This window comes from Ferrimonas balearica (assembly GCF_019802055.1).
Taxonomy (GTDB): Bacteria; Pseudomonadota; Gammaproteobacteria; order Enterobacterales; family Shewanellaceae; genus Ferrimonas; species Ferrimonas balearica_A.
In genome coordinates, this window is record NZ_JAHVHW010000007.1 from 710,138 (window position 1) to 725,349 (window position 15,212).

A 15,212-nucleotide genomic window follows, 5' to 3' on the forward strand; every position below is an offset into this window, starting at 1 on the left:
ACAAAAAAGGGGCCCCGATGGGCCCCCGTTTGGCAGTGACAGGATGATCAGTGGGCGGTTTGCACCGGCGCCAGTTCACCCTCGTCATCCAGTTTGACCTGGCTCCAGCCATGCATATAGTCCAGGGCCTCCTCCATCGCTTGGAGCAGGGCTTCCGGCTCAGGCTCTCCGCCCTGGCGCCAGGCCACGGCGTGCTCCTCGTCGCTGCCCAGAGTGGCCACATAGCCAAGCAGGCCTGCGCAGGACTCCACCTCTTCAAACTGGGCTTCGGTCAGCAACTCCTGCCAGGCTTCGTTCAGGAACACGAAGCCGGTCATAAAGCCTGCCAGCCAGTGACGCAGCGGCTGCGGCACCTCACGGGACTTCAGGGAATCCAGATGCTCTGACATCTCCTTCGGCATCAGTCTCTGCTTCTGATGCACCTCATCATGGATTTCGTTGAACAGGGTGAACAGCATCTCCATGGTTTTGGCTTCATAGGGCCAGTACTCCTGCTCCGGCTCAACTCCGGCGATGGCGCTGCTCCAGCTGGCAGGATCCAGAGTTCGGGGATGGCAGTGCAGGTGAGCCAGAAATCCTTTGGCCTGGATCAGGTCCATACCACCTTGCTGGGCACTGTCGTTCAGGATCTGGGCCAGTCGCTTTTCGTCGTGTTTGGTCAGTTTGTCTTTCATTGTCTGAGCCGGGTTTGAACCATGTCGCATAGGGTCGCATGTTTGCGAAGCTTTGCCAGCGCTATCACCCAATAACTGTGCGCTGGATCCCTGCCGGTTTGCATCCGGCCCCGATTGGTTTGTGTTAAACGGCAATGTTATAACGAGAAGCCCTGATTTTTGCAGTATCAAGGACGAAAGATGTTTACCCTTCCCATTGATTCGGAACTGAAGCTGGCCCTGTTGGGGCCGGAACATGCCGCCAAGCTGTTTGAGCTGGTATTGGCCAATCGCGACTACCTCAGTCAATTCCTTGGCTGGCCGGGTCTGGTTCAGCAGCAGGAGGACAGCCGTCAGTTTCTGTGCCAGGCGCTGGGCGATTATGGCGAGGGCCACAGTCTGACCTGCGGCTTGCTGCTGGAGGACGAACTGGTCGGGATGATTGATCTGCGAGGCCTGGATGCCCGCCGTGTCGGCATCCTGGGCTATTGGTTGGCAGAGCCCTATCAGGGCAGGGGCGTAGTGACCCGCGCTGCCAGGGGACTGGTGCGATATGGGTTTGAGCAGATGGACCTGGAGAAGGTGGAGTTGCGTTGTGCTGATCAGAATGCCCAGAGCTGTGCCGTGGCAACGCGACTTGGCTTCACGCTGGAGGGCACGTTGCGACGGGCGGAAGTGGTCAATGGCCAGTGTCTGGACCATCGGGTTTACGGGATTTTAAAGTCGGAGTGGCAAAATCAGGGGGCAGACTGATCCCGAGCTGAACCTGTGCCCGGTGTCGCTTGTCAGCGGCACCATGGGATCGATAAGGTAATGGCTTCAAGGACTCACCGAATATTTAGCGACCATCATGAAACCTGGAATTCATTATCATTGCCCCGCCTGTGACCGCGATCTGGAGATGAGTGCCCAGCGCTTTGCAGACCTGATGAAGCATCAGACGTGGGCCTGTGAGCAGTGTGAAGCGCCGCTTCAGGTCAGTGAGGCGGACCATGCCGCCATGGCTGAGCGTGTTGGCCAGTATCGGCAGCAAGCGACCAAACACCTGCTGCCGGTGGGCCTGCTGCTCAGCACCATCGTGTTGCACCTGAACGGCTTTATCGGCAATGCGCTGCTGGCGCTGGGCTTTGCCCTGAGCTTTGTGGGGCTTATCTGGGTCCGGAAAATCCATTTCCCGCCCCTGACGTTGACGGCAGAGCGGCAGGACGGGTAAGCGGGCCGCCACCCGTTGAAAACGGAGCCTCCGCGCTCCGTTTTTGCATTTCTGGCCCCTCAGTTTTCTCGCTTTTTCAGCAGGATTCCAATAGGTTAACGCCAACAATGGATGGCGATTTGTCGAAATGGAGTTGAAGATGACACTGCAGTGGACCGGCTTTTACGCGGCCTGGATAGGTTTGATTACCCTGGCTCTGGCCTGGCGGGTGGTTCGGCAAAGGCGCCTGCTGAAGATTGGTGTGGGGGATGCGGACAATCGGGATCTGACCCTCCGCATCCGTGCTCATGCCAATCTTACGGAATACGCCCCAATCGCCTTGATTCTGCTGGGGTGTGCCGAAGCCAGCGGCGCGCCACTGCCACTGTTGCATGGCTGTGGCGCTGCGCTGGTGATTGGGCGGATATTGCATCCCTGGGGGCTGAGCGGCGGTCGTGGGGGGTACCACATTGGTCGTCTGGTCGGCACGCTGCTCACCTGGCTGGCCATTCTGGCCGGCTCGCTCTACCTGTTGATGGTCGCTTTTAGCTAGCGATTAAGCCGCCCGCGCTGGCTTCAGCGCATTCACCACCTGCTGGCAGCGCTGCACGATCTGGTTTACCTCATGTTTGGGCATCGACTGGGGCCAGGCGAGATTCAGCTCACTCAACAGTTTTTCGCACACCGGGCTGAGGTAGGGTGCCATCTGGTGCATGGCCAGTAGAAGCTGGAGCCGGGCCTGATGGTCGCGGCTGTAATGCAGCTTTTGCCACTGGGCATTGAGCTGCTCCAACATCTGCATCTGGCCCAGATGGCACGCTTCCAGATGGGCCAGCATCGCCGCCCGAACCTCGACCACCATCTCTTCACTGTTGACCTTGAGGCGCTCTCGGGCCTGGGTCATGGCGGTTCGGAACGCCTCATCAAAGGAGAGCGCTGAAAGCAGGTGAGCCAGATGGTGCCAGTCGTAAAAATGGCTGAGCAGCCCGTTTCGACTCAGGGCCAGTATCAACGCAATCGCTTCACGTACGCGCCCGGTCAGCAACAGCAGGTGGGCTTTGGCCAGCTGAACCGGTCCCTTCGCGTCACTGGGGTCCACCTGGGCCAGCAGTTTGGTGACCAGTTGGAGACATTGAGGACGCTCCGTTTCCGGCAGCAGGTGATGACCCATCAGCAGACGCCGCACCCGGTTGAGTCGGGTGTACCCGGTGTCACGGAAGGTGCCTTTGCTCTTCAGCGCAAACGCGTCATAGGCTTTGATCATCCCCATGGCGTCATCCACGCAGTAGCAGAGATCGGAGATCAATCCCTCTCGATGGGACGTGTCCATGGCCAGACGGTGAGCCGCCTGCAAGTGGGCGATCGATTCCGGAATGCGTACTGAAGAGAGGCTGTAACGGCTCAGGCAATCCAGGGCATCAATGGTGATGCGGCGCCCTTCAAGCAGTGGTTGAAGCAGCGCTTGTGCCTCCTCCGGCTCGCCCAGGTCCAGGCAGGTGTTGGCGAGGCCAAGCCGTGCCCAGTCGGCACCACTCTGCTCCAGCGCACTCTGGTAGAGCACTTTAGCCTCTTCAAAGAAGCGGGCCTTGCGCAGCAGTTTGCCCTGAGTTTCCCGAAGCAGGGGCAGGTATTGGGGGTGCCATACGGCCAGCTCGTCACACAGCGCCAACGCTTTCTCATGGTCGCCTCTGGCGATCGCCTGATGCAGGGGAAGCAGGTGATGACGTCGCCGCAGGGCGCGGTCGATACGCTGCTTCAGCACCTCCGGATTCAGGGGCTTAAGCAGGTATTCGTCCGGTTTCAGGTCCAGCATGGCGTGGACCACGTGGCCCTGGGCTTCGCCGGTGATGACGATAAAGACCGTTGATTCGCTGATCCAGCCATAGTGACGTAACTCCTCCAGGATCTGGCGGCCATTCAGGCCCTCTCCGAAGTTGAAGTCACACAGGACCAGATCCACCGGTTGTTCCTGAGCCAGGCGCAGACACTCCTTGCCGGTTTTGGCCTGAAGAATGTGCTCATCGCGGAAGCCCTGGCGCCTGAGCATCAGTTTCAGAAAGGACTGCACTGGGGGCGCATCATCGGCCACCAGAACCCGGAGCTGGCTAAGGTCGAGACTGGGCATCAGTGTGACTCCACCACAGCCCGAAGTTCGTGGTGCAGGGGCTCAAGCGCCGCCTGCGCCGCCATGCAGTCGGAATGGTCCAGCGCGCATTTCAGGGTATCCAGAGCGGTCAGTGGCAGGTCCAGCATGGCGCGACTGCCCTCCAGCTTATGGTGCAGTTGCCAGGCATGAGTGAGGTCTTGCTGAGCCAGGGCATCGGTCAGGGCCACAATGTCGGCGGCGGTGGCCTCCGCAAAAATGGCCATCAACTCGGTACGCTCAGTGTCGCTCAGACAGTCCAGAGGCGGGGCCTGGTGGCCCAGGCCCAGCAGTGCCACCAGGTTATCCAGTTGCTCCGGTTTCAGCGGCTTGGCCAGCACTTCGTCAAACACCATCCGCTCCTCCGGCGCCAAAGTTGCCGCACTCCAGGCCACGAAAGTGCATTGGTCGCCCAACCGGGAGCGCAGGTTGATGGCCAACTGGTGGCCCAGCAGCTCCGGCATCACCTGGTCGATGATGATCATCGCCGGCATGACGCCAGCGTCCTCGATGACCCGCGCCGCATCCAGAGGTTCGGTGATGGCAAAGGTGCGGCAACCGCGGCTGACCAACGCCTGCTCAAGCAACATGGCGTTGATGGGGTTGTCGTCGACGACAATGCAAAGTGGCTCAGTCATTTTCCGGAGTCTCAATCAGGGCAAGGGCCAAATCAAAATCAAACAGGTTCAGGGCTGCCATCACGTCCTGGTAGCGCTTTGGCGTCACCCCCAAATTCGCGGCATCGAACTGGCCTATCCAGGTGAGTGCCTTGGTGTCTCCGCTGCGAAGTGCGGACAGCAATTGAGCTTTGGATACGGCGCGAGCGGTTTGCGCCGAAGCACAACTGCCGTCAGGAATCGCACGCTGGATCCGATTGGCCAATCCCAGCGCCTGTTGCTGCAGACTGGAAAGCAAGGCGTCGGTCATGCACTGCTCCGCCTGGTGGCAGAGCCAGTACAGTGCGTTGGCACCGAGATTTCCGGCAACCCCTTTCAGGGTGTGAATCGCCCGCTGTCGACTGGCGCTATCGGGCCACTCCTGGCGGCCAAATTGCGCCAGTTGTTTGGCAAACAGGTCGAGTGCGCGCAGCACGACTTCCATCTGTCCGCCGCCATTTTTCAGCGCGATATCCAGATCGATTCCCTGAATTTTCAGCGTGGCGGCAGGCTTGGGCTCAGTGGGGACGGCCACTGAAGTGTCGGTCTCCAGCCAGCGACTCAAGGTGCTTTGCAACTGTTTCATCCGTATCGGTTTGCCGATGGCGTCGTCAAATCCGCTTTTCCACATCCGCGCTTTGTCTTCCGGCATCACGTAGGCGCTGAGCGCGATGATCGGGGCGGTACAGAGCCCCTCTGCCTTTATCAGACTGGTGGCCTCAAAACCATCCATCACCGGCATATGGCAGTCCATCAGGATCAGGTCGTAGTGATGGCGTTTTACCAGTGACAGCGCTTCAATGCCGTTCTCGCACAGATCGATCTCCCACTGCAGCGGCGCCAGCAGTCCCTGCATCAGTTCCTGATTGATGGCGTTGTCTTCCACCAGAAGTACCCGCTTACCCGCAGGCAGATTGAGCCTAAATGCGCTGTCACGGCTCTTACTCGGGCCGCTGGAATCCAGCACGGCACTTAAGGCATCGGCCAGTCGGGCACTGCTCAGGGGCAGGGCGATGGTCGCCGTTCCCTTCTGCTTGTCTCTGGCGGACCAGTGTTGACACACCATCAGGGCGTGGTGGACGCCGGCGGGAACGGTCTGACTGTCGTTGTACACCACGATATCGGCCTGCTCCGGGTTGTCGGTAAAGCTCAGTTCGATGCCTTGATGGTCCAGCCAATGGGACCAGTCTGCGGGGCAGTTCACCGGTTCGGCCAGCCAGGCCAATCGCTTGCCAGAGAGATTCTGACAGCGTTGAGTTCGATTGGGCTCATGGGGCTTAGGCAGTAAAAAGGGAGCGACTAAGGCGAATCGGCTGCCCCGGCCAAGCTGACTGGTGGCGGAGAGCAGGCCGCCCATGGCACCCGCGATACCATGGCAGATGGACAGCCCCAGGCCGGTACCGCCAAAGTTGCGTGCGGTTGCTGGATCACCCTGATCAAAAGGCTGGAACAGAGTATTGAGGCGCTCTTGAGCAATACCGATCCCGGTATCCGTCACCGCGAACTCCAGCTCCACCGTATTGCTGTCCCGCATCACCACGGTGACAGAGAGCGTAATGTCCCCCCGGTGGGTAAATTTCACCGCATTTTGTGCCAGGTTCTGCAGCACCTGACCCAGACGCAAAGGGTCGCCCACCAACATGGCGGGCACACTCGGGTCGACCTTCACCTGCCAGCTCAGGCCTTTTTCCTGGGCGGAAAACGCTGCGATGGCGTCCAGGGGTTTCAGCACCTGATGCAGGTCAAACGGGGTCTGTTCCAGCACCATCTTGCCGGCCTCCACTTTACTGACATCCAGGATGTCATTAAGGATATGAAGCAAGCCCTGAGCGGACTGATGCACCTTCTGAAGCCACCCCCCCAATTTGTCGGAAACCGGCTCCTTCAGTGCCAGTTGGGTCAGGCCGATGATGGCGTTCATCGGGGTGCGGATCTCATGACTCATGGTGGCCAGGAAGCGGGACTTGGCTTCAGCGGCTGCCTGGGCTTCGCACACGGCGAAGGTCAGGTCGTTCAGTACCCGCAACGATGCCCGCCGGGAGCGCGCCAGCGTCAGCACCAGGAAACCGGTGGCCAGGGTAAACAGCAGCGTCAACACCATCAGCAGATCCACCAGGTTGAAGGAGGACGCCAATGTCTGCTCCCGAAGCACCTGGCTTCGGTACAGGGTGTTGGTCAGGGCCATGGCATGGGAGTCAACGCATTGATGCTGAAGTTCAAACGCCATTCCGGCCTGAATAACATCGTGAACCAATGCCTGATATTGCCTCAATGAGGCTTGAAGGGCGGCCCATTGCGGCGAATGGCTCGACAGCGGCGAGTGTTCCAGCCTATTGATGGCCAGCTCAATGCTGTCTATGTAGTTCTGATGTTGCTGCAGACTGGTTGCAGTGGGCTCGGCCGCCTTTCTCGGATTTGCTCGATAACTCTCCGTGTTCGCTAGTGCATTGAGCAGTTCGTTCGACAACTGTTGATGGACCTGAAACGCTTCTAACGCTTGTGACGAGGGGAGCCCCTCACTGTCTGTATCCATCGGAACCGCCATCAGCAGGTGGCGAATGGCAAAAAATGCCTCCCGGACAAGGGTGAGCTTATTGACATAGTCCGGGATAAGAACAAGCAGGGTATCGACGCTCTGGTAGTAAGTGCGGTACTGGGGCAGCAGCTCCGCAAGAGCCGGGTTGCGGGCGGTCACTTCCTCAACCTGACCCATAAAACTCTCCAGGCTGCTTCTTGCACTCCTTAAGCCAGAGACACTCTGATCCTGATTCAGCATGGTTTCGGCGATAAGCATCTGATCCATCGCCATCTCAATCTGGGAAATATCGCGGAAGTTTCGGTATTCGGCGACCAATTGTTTGATGATGCTGACGCTGCCGATGGCGGTCAGCATCAGCACCAGAATGATCAGGGAAAACGCCAGAAACAGGCGGGAGAGGGAGCGACGCTCCTGCTTTCCGCGCTCCAGAATCTCATTCAATTCACTCATCAATTCAGTCCCGATAGTTCTGACTGATGGCGATCATCGCCGCCCGCTGGCGCAGAAAGTGTCCGACCAGCTCCGGGTCCAGATGGGTACCCGCAGAGTCTCCGATAATGCCGAAAGCCTGGTCATAGGGCATCGACGGCTTGTAGGGCCGGGTGCTGATCAGTGCGTCAAAGACGTCGGCAATGGCCACAATGCGGGCTTCCAGTGGAATCGCTTGTCCCTCCAGGCCACTTGGGTAGCCTGCGCCATCGAAACGCTCGTGGTGGTGGCGTGCGATGGCCCGTGCCAGGGTCATCACGTCGGAGTCGTCACCCTCCAATAACTGGGCGCCCAGCTCGGTGTGGGTTTTCATCACTTCCCACTCTGCGGCATCGAGTTTTCCGGGCTTGCTCAGGATGGCATCGGGAATGCCAATTTTTCCGATGTCGTGCAGTGGTGCCGCATGGAAAAGGTCTTTGCTCCACTGTGCAGAGCAACCATAGGACTCGGCGATCAACTGGGCGTAGTGCGCCACACGCAGCACGTGAAGACCGGTCTCCTCATCTTTAAAGGCGGTGGCCTTGGCCAGTTTCTCGATCATCACCAGGCGCGAACGCTGCAGTTGGCTGGCTTCGTGTTTAAGGGCCTGCAACAAGCCCAGCTTTCGGTGTTGAGCCGCCAGTTGGGCGCGGACACGGTGCATCACCGCAGGCCCGTAGAAGGGCTTGCGGATGTAATCGATGGCCCCGCACTCAAACCCACGAACCTCATCTTCGGGGCGGCCATTGACGGAGATGAAAATCACCGGGATATCGCAGTAGTCAGCGTCCGCTTTGATCTGCTGGCACAGGGCGTAGCCATCCAGGTCCGGCATAACGATGTCCATCAGGATCAGGTCGGGGCGGTGTGGCAGGCGTGACAACGCCTCCCGGCCATTTCTGGCGATTAGGACACGGAAGTGGGGACTCAGGATGCCCGCGAGCAGTTGCAGGTTCTCCGGGCTGTCATCGACGATCAGCACGGTGGCCTGCTCTTGAACCATCAAATTCATAAACTATTCCGCATCGCACGTGGCTGAGCGCGGCGATGGCAATGGTTCCGCAGGATCGCGAGGGACCAGGCCGAAGCGAAGACACGGAACAGTACGGTAAACAGCGTGTTGATGTCGGCAATTGGACGGCCGGCAAGGATTCCGGACAGCTTCCTGCGTGTCGTTTGAGGCGGAACCAGTGCGTCATACCAGAGGGTGGTATGACCGGGCATCGTCGGTCCGGTTTGGGCTTCGGAGTCGGGACGAACCTTGATGCTCCCCAAGGGGTGTGATGCCGATTTGGGGGCGTGAAATTTACGCAGGGTCAGGGCAGCGGTCAATCGAATTTATCGCAAAGCGGCCTGGTGGATACGGCATTCATGACTGCTGTCTCAAAATGGATTGGCGCTCACGCCTTCCGGACCGAAAGCGGCCTGTCTACCCTCCAGATAAGCGGGCCTGACTCAGTCAATATCGAAGGAGTAGTAGAGGTCCAGCGATTGCTCTGTGGTTTCTGATACTGCGGAAACTGCCTCAAGCCAAAGCCGTTGCAGCAGGTAGTAGCGTACCGTCAGTTCGTTGATGCTTTCGCCAAACACGCCAACCCCATATTTGAGGAAGAGGCGTTTTCCGAGATAGCCACTGATGGTGACCTGGGTGTCTTCCCCTTCGCTCTCGGTGTCGAGCACGACATTCTGGAATCCTAGCCCCTCACCAATGGTGGTGAATACCCCCTGAGTGGTGTTGACGCCCAGACCCAGGGCCGCAGAAGCAAACAGGGCACTGCCCCCATCGGAACTGCTCAGGCCACGGCCACGAGTGATGTAGGAGAGGATCTCCTGCTGTTCCATCGCCGGGTTGGAGAACAGGGTCATCTGCGGCGACGCGGGGGTGCCGGTCAGACGAAGGCCGGCGGTCACATCCTCGGATTCGATAACTCGAACCGCCTCCACATCCAGGTTGGGCAGGGCAGGGGGCCCGTTAAAGGTGGCCATGCCGCGTCGGATGGTGAGTCGCTGACCAAAGGCCCGGAATACGCCATCTTTTAGGTAGAGATCGCCATAGGCCTGAAGCGGTTGGGCGGGCATCTGGCGCAGCGTCAGCTTACCCCCGACATTACCGGTCAGACCGAGGGCTTTCACTTTCAGCCGATCTTCGATCTGAATGTCCATGTCGAGATCCAGGTGGGTGCTCAACGGTGACTCACTCTCTTGTTGGCGGTCGATATAGACTACGTCGTCGGAGACCGCGACGGCACCCTCCGGCAGGGCGGAGAGGGTAAAGCTGCCCTCTGGCACCTTGACGGAGCCCCGGATCTGCAATCGCTCCGGATCCAGCACAAAACGCATATCCGGTGAGGCCTCCAGCACCACCATGGGCGGATAGAGGATAGAGAGCCGGTCCCCCTTCAGATTCAGCGCGCCGCTGAGGCCATTGGCCCAGTTCAGATCGCCAGTCAGATCGGCGCGGCCCTGTCCCATCTGCAGTTCGCCGTCCACATTCACCGTCTGGCCGCTGAAATTCAGGCGCAGATCCATATCCTCCAGCTCGGTCGGGTTGACCACCATTTTCAGGTGGCCGTCCGTCAGCGCAAATTGGCCGTTTAACTCAGGCGCTTTCAGGGTACCGCCGAAGGTAATGTCGCCACTGAGAACCGCCTGGGCATCAGACAGAGAGGGGATCCAGGCTAGGTAGGGGGAGAGTTGCAGCGCATCGGAGCGGAAATATCCCGACAGGTCATAGGGCGCTTCCGGGCCGAGGTTGATCGCCAACTCCACCTGACGGCTGTCTTCAATTTGGGTATTGACCCTCAGGGCCAGCCCCTCCTGGTTGAGGGTGGCCAGCAGATCCACCGCCTGCCATTTGATCTGGCTTGGCGGCAGCCCGCCGCCGCGACGCAGCACCAGGCTGCCATCACGATCATGCAGTTCCGCTTTGAGGTAGGGCAGTTGTCCTGGCTGCCAACTGACGTAGGCTTCGCCCTGGATCCGGCTCTTGGGCCGCAGTCGCTTGGGCAGAACCGATTTAAGGGCTTTTCGGACCTGTGCATCCAGTGTCAGTGCCGCTGCGCCTTTGGGCCCCAGCAGGGCGGGTCCCTTCAAGCAGAGATCCACACCGCTGCCTTGCCAGCAGTGCTCCCCCAATACCAACGCCTGGCGTTTCTCATCGTAGTTGAGCATGGCGGGCAGATTGGTTTGCCACTCGCCGTAGGGGGTGCTGATGGTGCCATTGAGAACGGCGCCCCGCCAGTATCCCTCTTCGGCGTAGTAGTTCCCGCCCATGGCCAGACCGGCACTGATGTCGCCAAACAGTGAAATATCCAGATCCTGACGCAAGCGGTTGCCTCGACCCTGGGCGCGAATGGGGCCCAGTTCAGTACCAGCCAGGTCCAGGTTGCCGGTGGTCAGATTCAGCACTGCCTGGTGATCCCGGCGGGGCCAGTAGGCCAGCACCATCTCTAGTTTATCGGTCAGGTACTCGTCATAGCCGGGGCGGCGTGCGGTCAGGGTCAGGTCCAGCTTGGGGTCAGCCACCGGGCCGGTGAGTTGCAGTGTGGCGTTGGCGCTGCCGGTCAACTCGGGCAGCCAACGCACCAATGCATCCGCCTTCAGTTGTCCGTTCAACTGCCACTCGCCATCGACGATGGCACCGTCCATCTCCAGTGTTGTTTGGTTGATGGCCACCCGCAGTTGCTCCGCGTCCCCTTGCCAGTCGCTGTTCAGTGCAATGCCGCCCTGCAGTTGCAGCGGGTAATCAAACAGGGTACCAGTCAGATCGGCGTCATCCACTTCAATGGCCCATTGGGCGCTCTGGCCTTCAGGGCTGGCGAAGTAACCTTTGCTGCTGGCCTGGCCGTTCAGCGTCAATGTCAGGTCCGGGCTAAGGCGGGACAGGTCCAGGCCATCGGCGCTCACGCTGGCGTCCCAGATCAGTCGATCGCCATACTCAAGGGAGCCCTGGATCGCCGCTTTGCCCATCTCCCCATCCATCTTTGCCTGCTGTACCGTCAGTTCGCCCCACTGGTGCTCAACCGACAGTTCGACCTGGCCGGAGCTGTACCCCTCGGCAGTGAGCAGTCCGCTCATCTGAGCTTCCTGCCGGTCCCAGTCGCCCTTTGCTGAGAGGGTCAGGTTATCCGCCTGAAATTGCGCCGGTCCCTGAAGAGGCCACTGCAGGTGCTTGCCATCCAGTTGCAGATTAAACGGCATGGTCGGCAGCCCCAGTTCAATCTGCCCCTTAAGGTCAGCGGTCAGTGCGCCCTTGGTGCTCAGGGTGGTATGGAGATCGGTAAGCCGCCCCTCCGCTGTGGCATGCACCTCGTGACCCGCCAGTTCCGGTAGCCAGGGTAGGGCGCCCATCTCACCTTCGACCTCGGCATCGATGCCATAACCGTTATCGAAATCCATCCAGACCCGGCCGGTGAGATTGGCCCAGTTGTGGCGCACCTCGATATGGGGAACGCTTAGTGAGGTGTGTTGCCAGGTGCCAAGGAAACTGAGGTGTTCGACCCGGTGATCCATCCAGCCGATCTGAACGTGCGCGTCCTGAGCCAGCGCTTGCTGAACATCAATGGCGAAGGGCAGATCCACTTTGGGCAGGTGAGCCATGGCCCAGCTGTTGTCTGGCTCATTGTCCGGCTCTGCCAGGGTGGTGCTGGTCTCACTCTCCTCATCACCCAGCGGGATGTTGATTTCGGCGCCATCCAGCTGCAGTCGCTCAACGCCAATCAGGGTGTCGCCCACCTGCGCAGCGGCTCTGAGTCGCTTGGCCTTGTAGGTCATATCATCAACCCGGACATCAATATTTCTCAGGTCCAGGTTCTGCCCCAAAATGGTCAGTGGCAGACCCATGCCGGTGTAGCCATCCGGGCCTGGCTGGCTGGGGATTTCCGGTTCGGGCTCTTCAACGTCGGGGCTGTCGCCACCGATCTGATCGATGTCGATCGCCACCCGAACACCCTCGGCATCCACGCCATCAACACAAAGGGTTTTGTTCACCAGGCAGCGTAAACGCCAACTCGCGTCGATGTGGTCCACCTCCACCAGAATGCCATCCATGGAGAAACGCACATCGCTCAACTGCAGACCCCGGTTGATCTTACCGCCTTGGTACTTGAGCGACAGACCCGGTACTGCGGCGTCAACCAGCGCCAGCACCATATGGGAGCCCACCGGCGTCCCCAGCAGCAGGGCCACCAGGATCAGCAGGATAAGCGGCGAGAAGGTCAGGATATAGAGCAGGCGCCGAATCATAGCTCGGCTCCAATACTGATGTGCAGCATGGGGCTGGCGTCCGGATCGGTAAAGCCATAACCCACTTCAATCTTGATGGGGCCCACCGGAGAGATCCAGTGAACGCCGCCACCAAACGAGGCGTCGAAGTCGATCGCTTCGGATTCATTGGTATCAAACGCGCTGCCGCCATCCACAAAGGCCGCCAGTCGCCAGCTTGGAGTCAGGTAGTACTGATATTCCATCGAGCCCACCAGCAGGTAGCGGCCCCCCACCAGCAGCTCCGTGGTGCCGCCTTCCCCGTCGTCCACCGTCATCTTTGGCCCGAGAGATTGATAGCTGAAACCCCGGATGGATTGGTCGCCACCGGCAAAGAAACGCAGGGAGGGAGCGAGCCCCAGCAGGTCTTCGTCGTTGATCACGTTGATACCTACATCAACACGGCCGGTCAGACGGTGCCGCTCTATCGGGGTGTAGACGGCGCGCAGCTGGCTGCGGAAGCGGGTTATGCGCTGATCGGAACCCCAGACGGTATCTGCGTGCTCCAGCAGATAGAACTGGCGCAGGCCGTCGGTGGGGTCGAGTGGTGGGCCACGGCGTTGCGTCCGGCTGAAGCTCAGGCCGGGCATCAGATACTTGGCGCTGTGGTCCTGGGGCCCCTGGGTCCAGTCTTCGTAGAGAAGCCGCGCTGAGACCGTGCGGATCCAACGGTTGCCCATCACCGTACGGCGACCAAAGCTGCCCTGGTACTGGCTGGACTCAATGTCACCGAACTCCTCTCTGCCAACGCTGGCGTTAAACACCAGTTTGTCGTTAATGGGGTGATCAAAGGGTATCCGGTAATCGAAACTCAGCTTGGGGTTGACCTTGGAGAACTCCGCCTTGGTTTCCTGACTGTGACCATAGCGATTGACCACCGGAGTACGCCAGGTGGTAGAGACGCGGAATTCGGTATCGGTCGCGTAACCGACACCCAGATCGATGGAGTGGCGGGGCGGCGGTGATAAGCCCGCTTCAATCGGCACCATCCCGTCTTCAGCCTGTTCCGGGTGAGGCAATACTTTGACGTCCTGGAAATAGCCGGAGCCCAGCAGCGTGCTGGTGAACTTGGCCACTTCGTCGGCATGGTAGGGCGCGCCCGGTTTAAACGGCACCATCTCCTGCAGCAACTCGGGGGTCAGTTCGGAAGCCCAGAAGTTGACTTCTCCGAGGCGATAACGCCGACCGCTGTCGTAAAGCAGCACCAGATTGGCCAGGTTGTTGTCCCGATCAATCTCAAGCCGATGCTGCCCCATCTTGCCGTCGAAATAGCCCCGAACCAGACCCAGGGTGAGCAGATCATTTTTCAGTGACTCATATTGGCCGTGGTTAACGATGTCGCCAGGCTTGATGGTGATACGGTCCAGCCGGGCCACAAAGGCCGGGTCATCCCGGGCTTCGCCGTCAATCAGGACGATCACCTCGTCGTAGCGCATCGGCTCACCACGATCGACCGTCAGGGTGAGCGTCCAGTTGGGATCGGTGCGCTGTATCTGGGTGGAGAACACCGCCTGGTAATACCCCAGGGCCTGCATCGCTTCCTGCGCTTTATCCTCCAGGGTGAACAGGAAGCTGGCTCGCTCGGCGGCGCTGGTGGGTAATGGCGACAGGTGGGCCCGAAGGTTGCGAGCCAATGCGCCCTTTACGCCTTCGATCTCAAGCTCCAGGCCGCCCTCGACAACCGGCTGCTCCAACGCATCCCTGATGGGGCGGGAACGGGATTTCTGAGCCGTGCCACTGCCGGCTTCCGGTTCGCCTGCGGCGAGGATCAGCACCCAGCGACTGCCGATCTCCTCCAGTCGTGCAGTGATGGGACGGGCGTCTTCACCCAGATCCTTCAAGCGTTGTTCTGCCTGCCGCGCCGCCTCCTCCGCAAATCCAGGCTCATCCGGGGCCTTGCCATCCCACTCAGGGAGCAGATCCACCAGACGCTTACCCACCTCTTCGCCCAGTCCCACCACCTTAACGGTGAGATCGGCAACCGGGTGTGGCAACTCGGTAATCGGCTCTGGTGGGGATTCGGGATCCTCTGCCCGGGCCGGTGCTAAAACAGCAAGCATCAGCACAGCTAACAGGAGAGGCAGGGCTCGGAACAATGAGGATCTCCTGTCAATAAGGGGCGGGGGCAATGATAAGACAATGATAATTCGAAAGTACCCCAGCGGGGAGAGCCGACCAGAGGGTTTTTTTGTATCTGTATTATTTACTATCAGTTTGTTCGTAGTTTGGACAGTTTCCGCTGTGCCACACTGGCTCATCCTTTCCCTTTTCTTCACAAGGAAGCGACTCGTGAGATTAT

10 protein-coding genes are annotated in these 15,212 nt (G+C 59.6%); 3 read left to right on the forward strand and 7 right to left on the reverse strand.

The features are described 5' to 3' along the window. Positions 1–47 precede the first annotated feature (47 nt). The gene (locus KUV52_RS10750; RefSeq protein ID WP_222525938.1) at positions 48–674 is read right to left on the reverse strand and encodes a UPF0149 family protein; all 627 of its coding nucleotides are present in this window, start codon (positions 672–674) and stop codon (positions 48–50) included. Positions 675–854: 180 nt separating this feature from the next. Between KUV52_RS10750 and KUV52_RS10755 the strand changes: the two genes are divergently transcribed. The 3 genes from KUV52_RS10755 to KUV52_RS10765 all read left to right on the forward strand — a co-directional run bounded on the left by KUV52_RS10755 (position 855) and on the right by KUV52_RS10765 (position 2,398). Next, a complete protein-coding gene (locus KUV52_RS10755) occupies positions 855–1,406 on the forward strand; it encodes a GNAT family N-acetyltransferase (protein WP_222525939.1) in 552 nt (183 codons plus the stop codon). A gap of 97 nt (positions 1,407–1,503) precedes the next feature. Continuing rightward, complete coding sequence (locus KUV52_RS10760; protein WP_222525940.1) at positions 1,504–1,866, forward strand: hypothetical protein; 363 nt, start codon at positions 1,504–1,506, stop codon at positions 1,864–1,866. A gap of 139 nt (positions 1,867–2,005) precedes the next feature. Further along, positions 2,006–2,398 (forward strand): MAPEG family protein, encoded by a 393-nt coding sequence (locus tag KUV52_RS10765; protein WP_222525941.1) that lies wholly within the window; start codon positions 2,006–2,008, stop codon positions 2,396–2,398. Between the two features lie 3 nt (positions 2,399–2,401). On the opposite strand, the gene KUV52_RS10770 is transcribed toward KUV52_RS10765, so the two are convergent. The 6 genes from KUV52_RS10770 to KUV52_RS10795 all read right to left on the reverse strand — a co-directional run bounded on the left by KUV52_RS10770 (position 2,402) and on the right by KUV52_RS10795 (position 14,973). Beyond that, a complete protein-coding gene (locus KUV52_RS10770; RefSeq protein WP_222525942.1) occupies positions 2,402–3,970 on the reverse strand; it encodes a response regulator in 1,569 nt (522 codons plus the stop codon). Continuing rightward, entirely contained in the window at positions 3,970–4,626 is a 657-nt protein-coding gene (locus tag KUV52_RS10775; protein ID WP_222525943.1) for a response regulator, read from the reverse strand. The genes KUV52_RS10770 and KUV52_RS10775 overlap by 1 nt, the downstream gene beginning before the upstream one ends. Continuing rightward, the gene (locus KUV52_RS10780) at positions 4,619–7,633 is read right to left on the reverse strand and encodes an ATP-binding protein (RefSeq protein WP_222525944.1); all 3,015 of its coding nucleotides are present in this window, start codon (positions 7,631–7,633) and stop codon (positions 4,619–4,621) included. The genes KUV52_RS10775 and KUV52_RS10780 overlap by 8 nt, the downstream gene beginning before the upstream one ends. Positions 7,634–7,637: 4 nt before the next feature. Beyond that, the gene (locus tag KUV52_RS10785; protein WP_222525945.1) at positions 7,638–8,663 is read right to left on the reverse strand and encodes an HD-GYP domain-containing protein; all 1,026 of its coding nucleotides are present in this window, start codon (positions 8,661–8,663) and stop codon (positions 7,638–7,640) included. A gap of 443 nt (positions 8,664–9,106) precedes the next feature. Beyond that, positions 9,107–12,895, reverse strand: coding sequence for a translocation/assembly module TamB domain-containing protein (locus KUV52_RS10790; RefSeq protein WP_222525946.1), 3,789 nt, complete (start codon positions 12,893–12,895; stop codon positions 9,107–9,109). Then, positions 12,892–14,973 carry an autotransporter assembly complex protein TamA gene (locus KUV52_RS10795; RefSeq protein ID WP_222525947.1) on the reverse strand — a complete coding sequence of 694 codons (2,082 nt, stop codon included), beginning with the start codon at positions 14,971–14,973 and terminating at the stop codon, positions 12,892–12,894. The genes KUV52_RS10790 and KUV52_RS10795 overlap by 4 nt, the downstream gene beginning before the upstream one ends. Positions 14,974–15,212 lie beyond the last annotated feature (239 nt).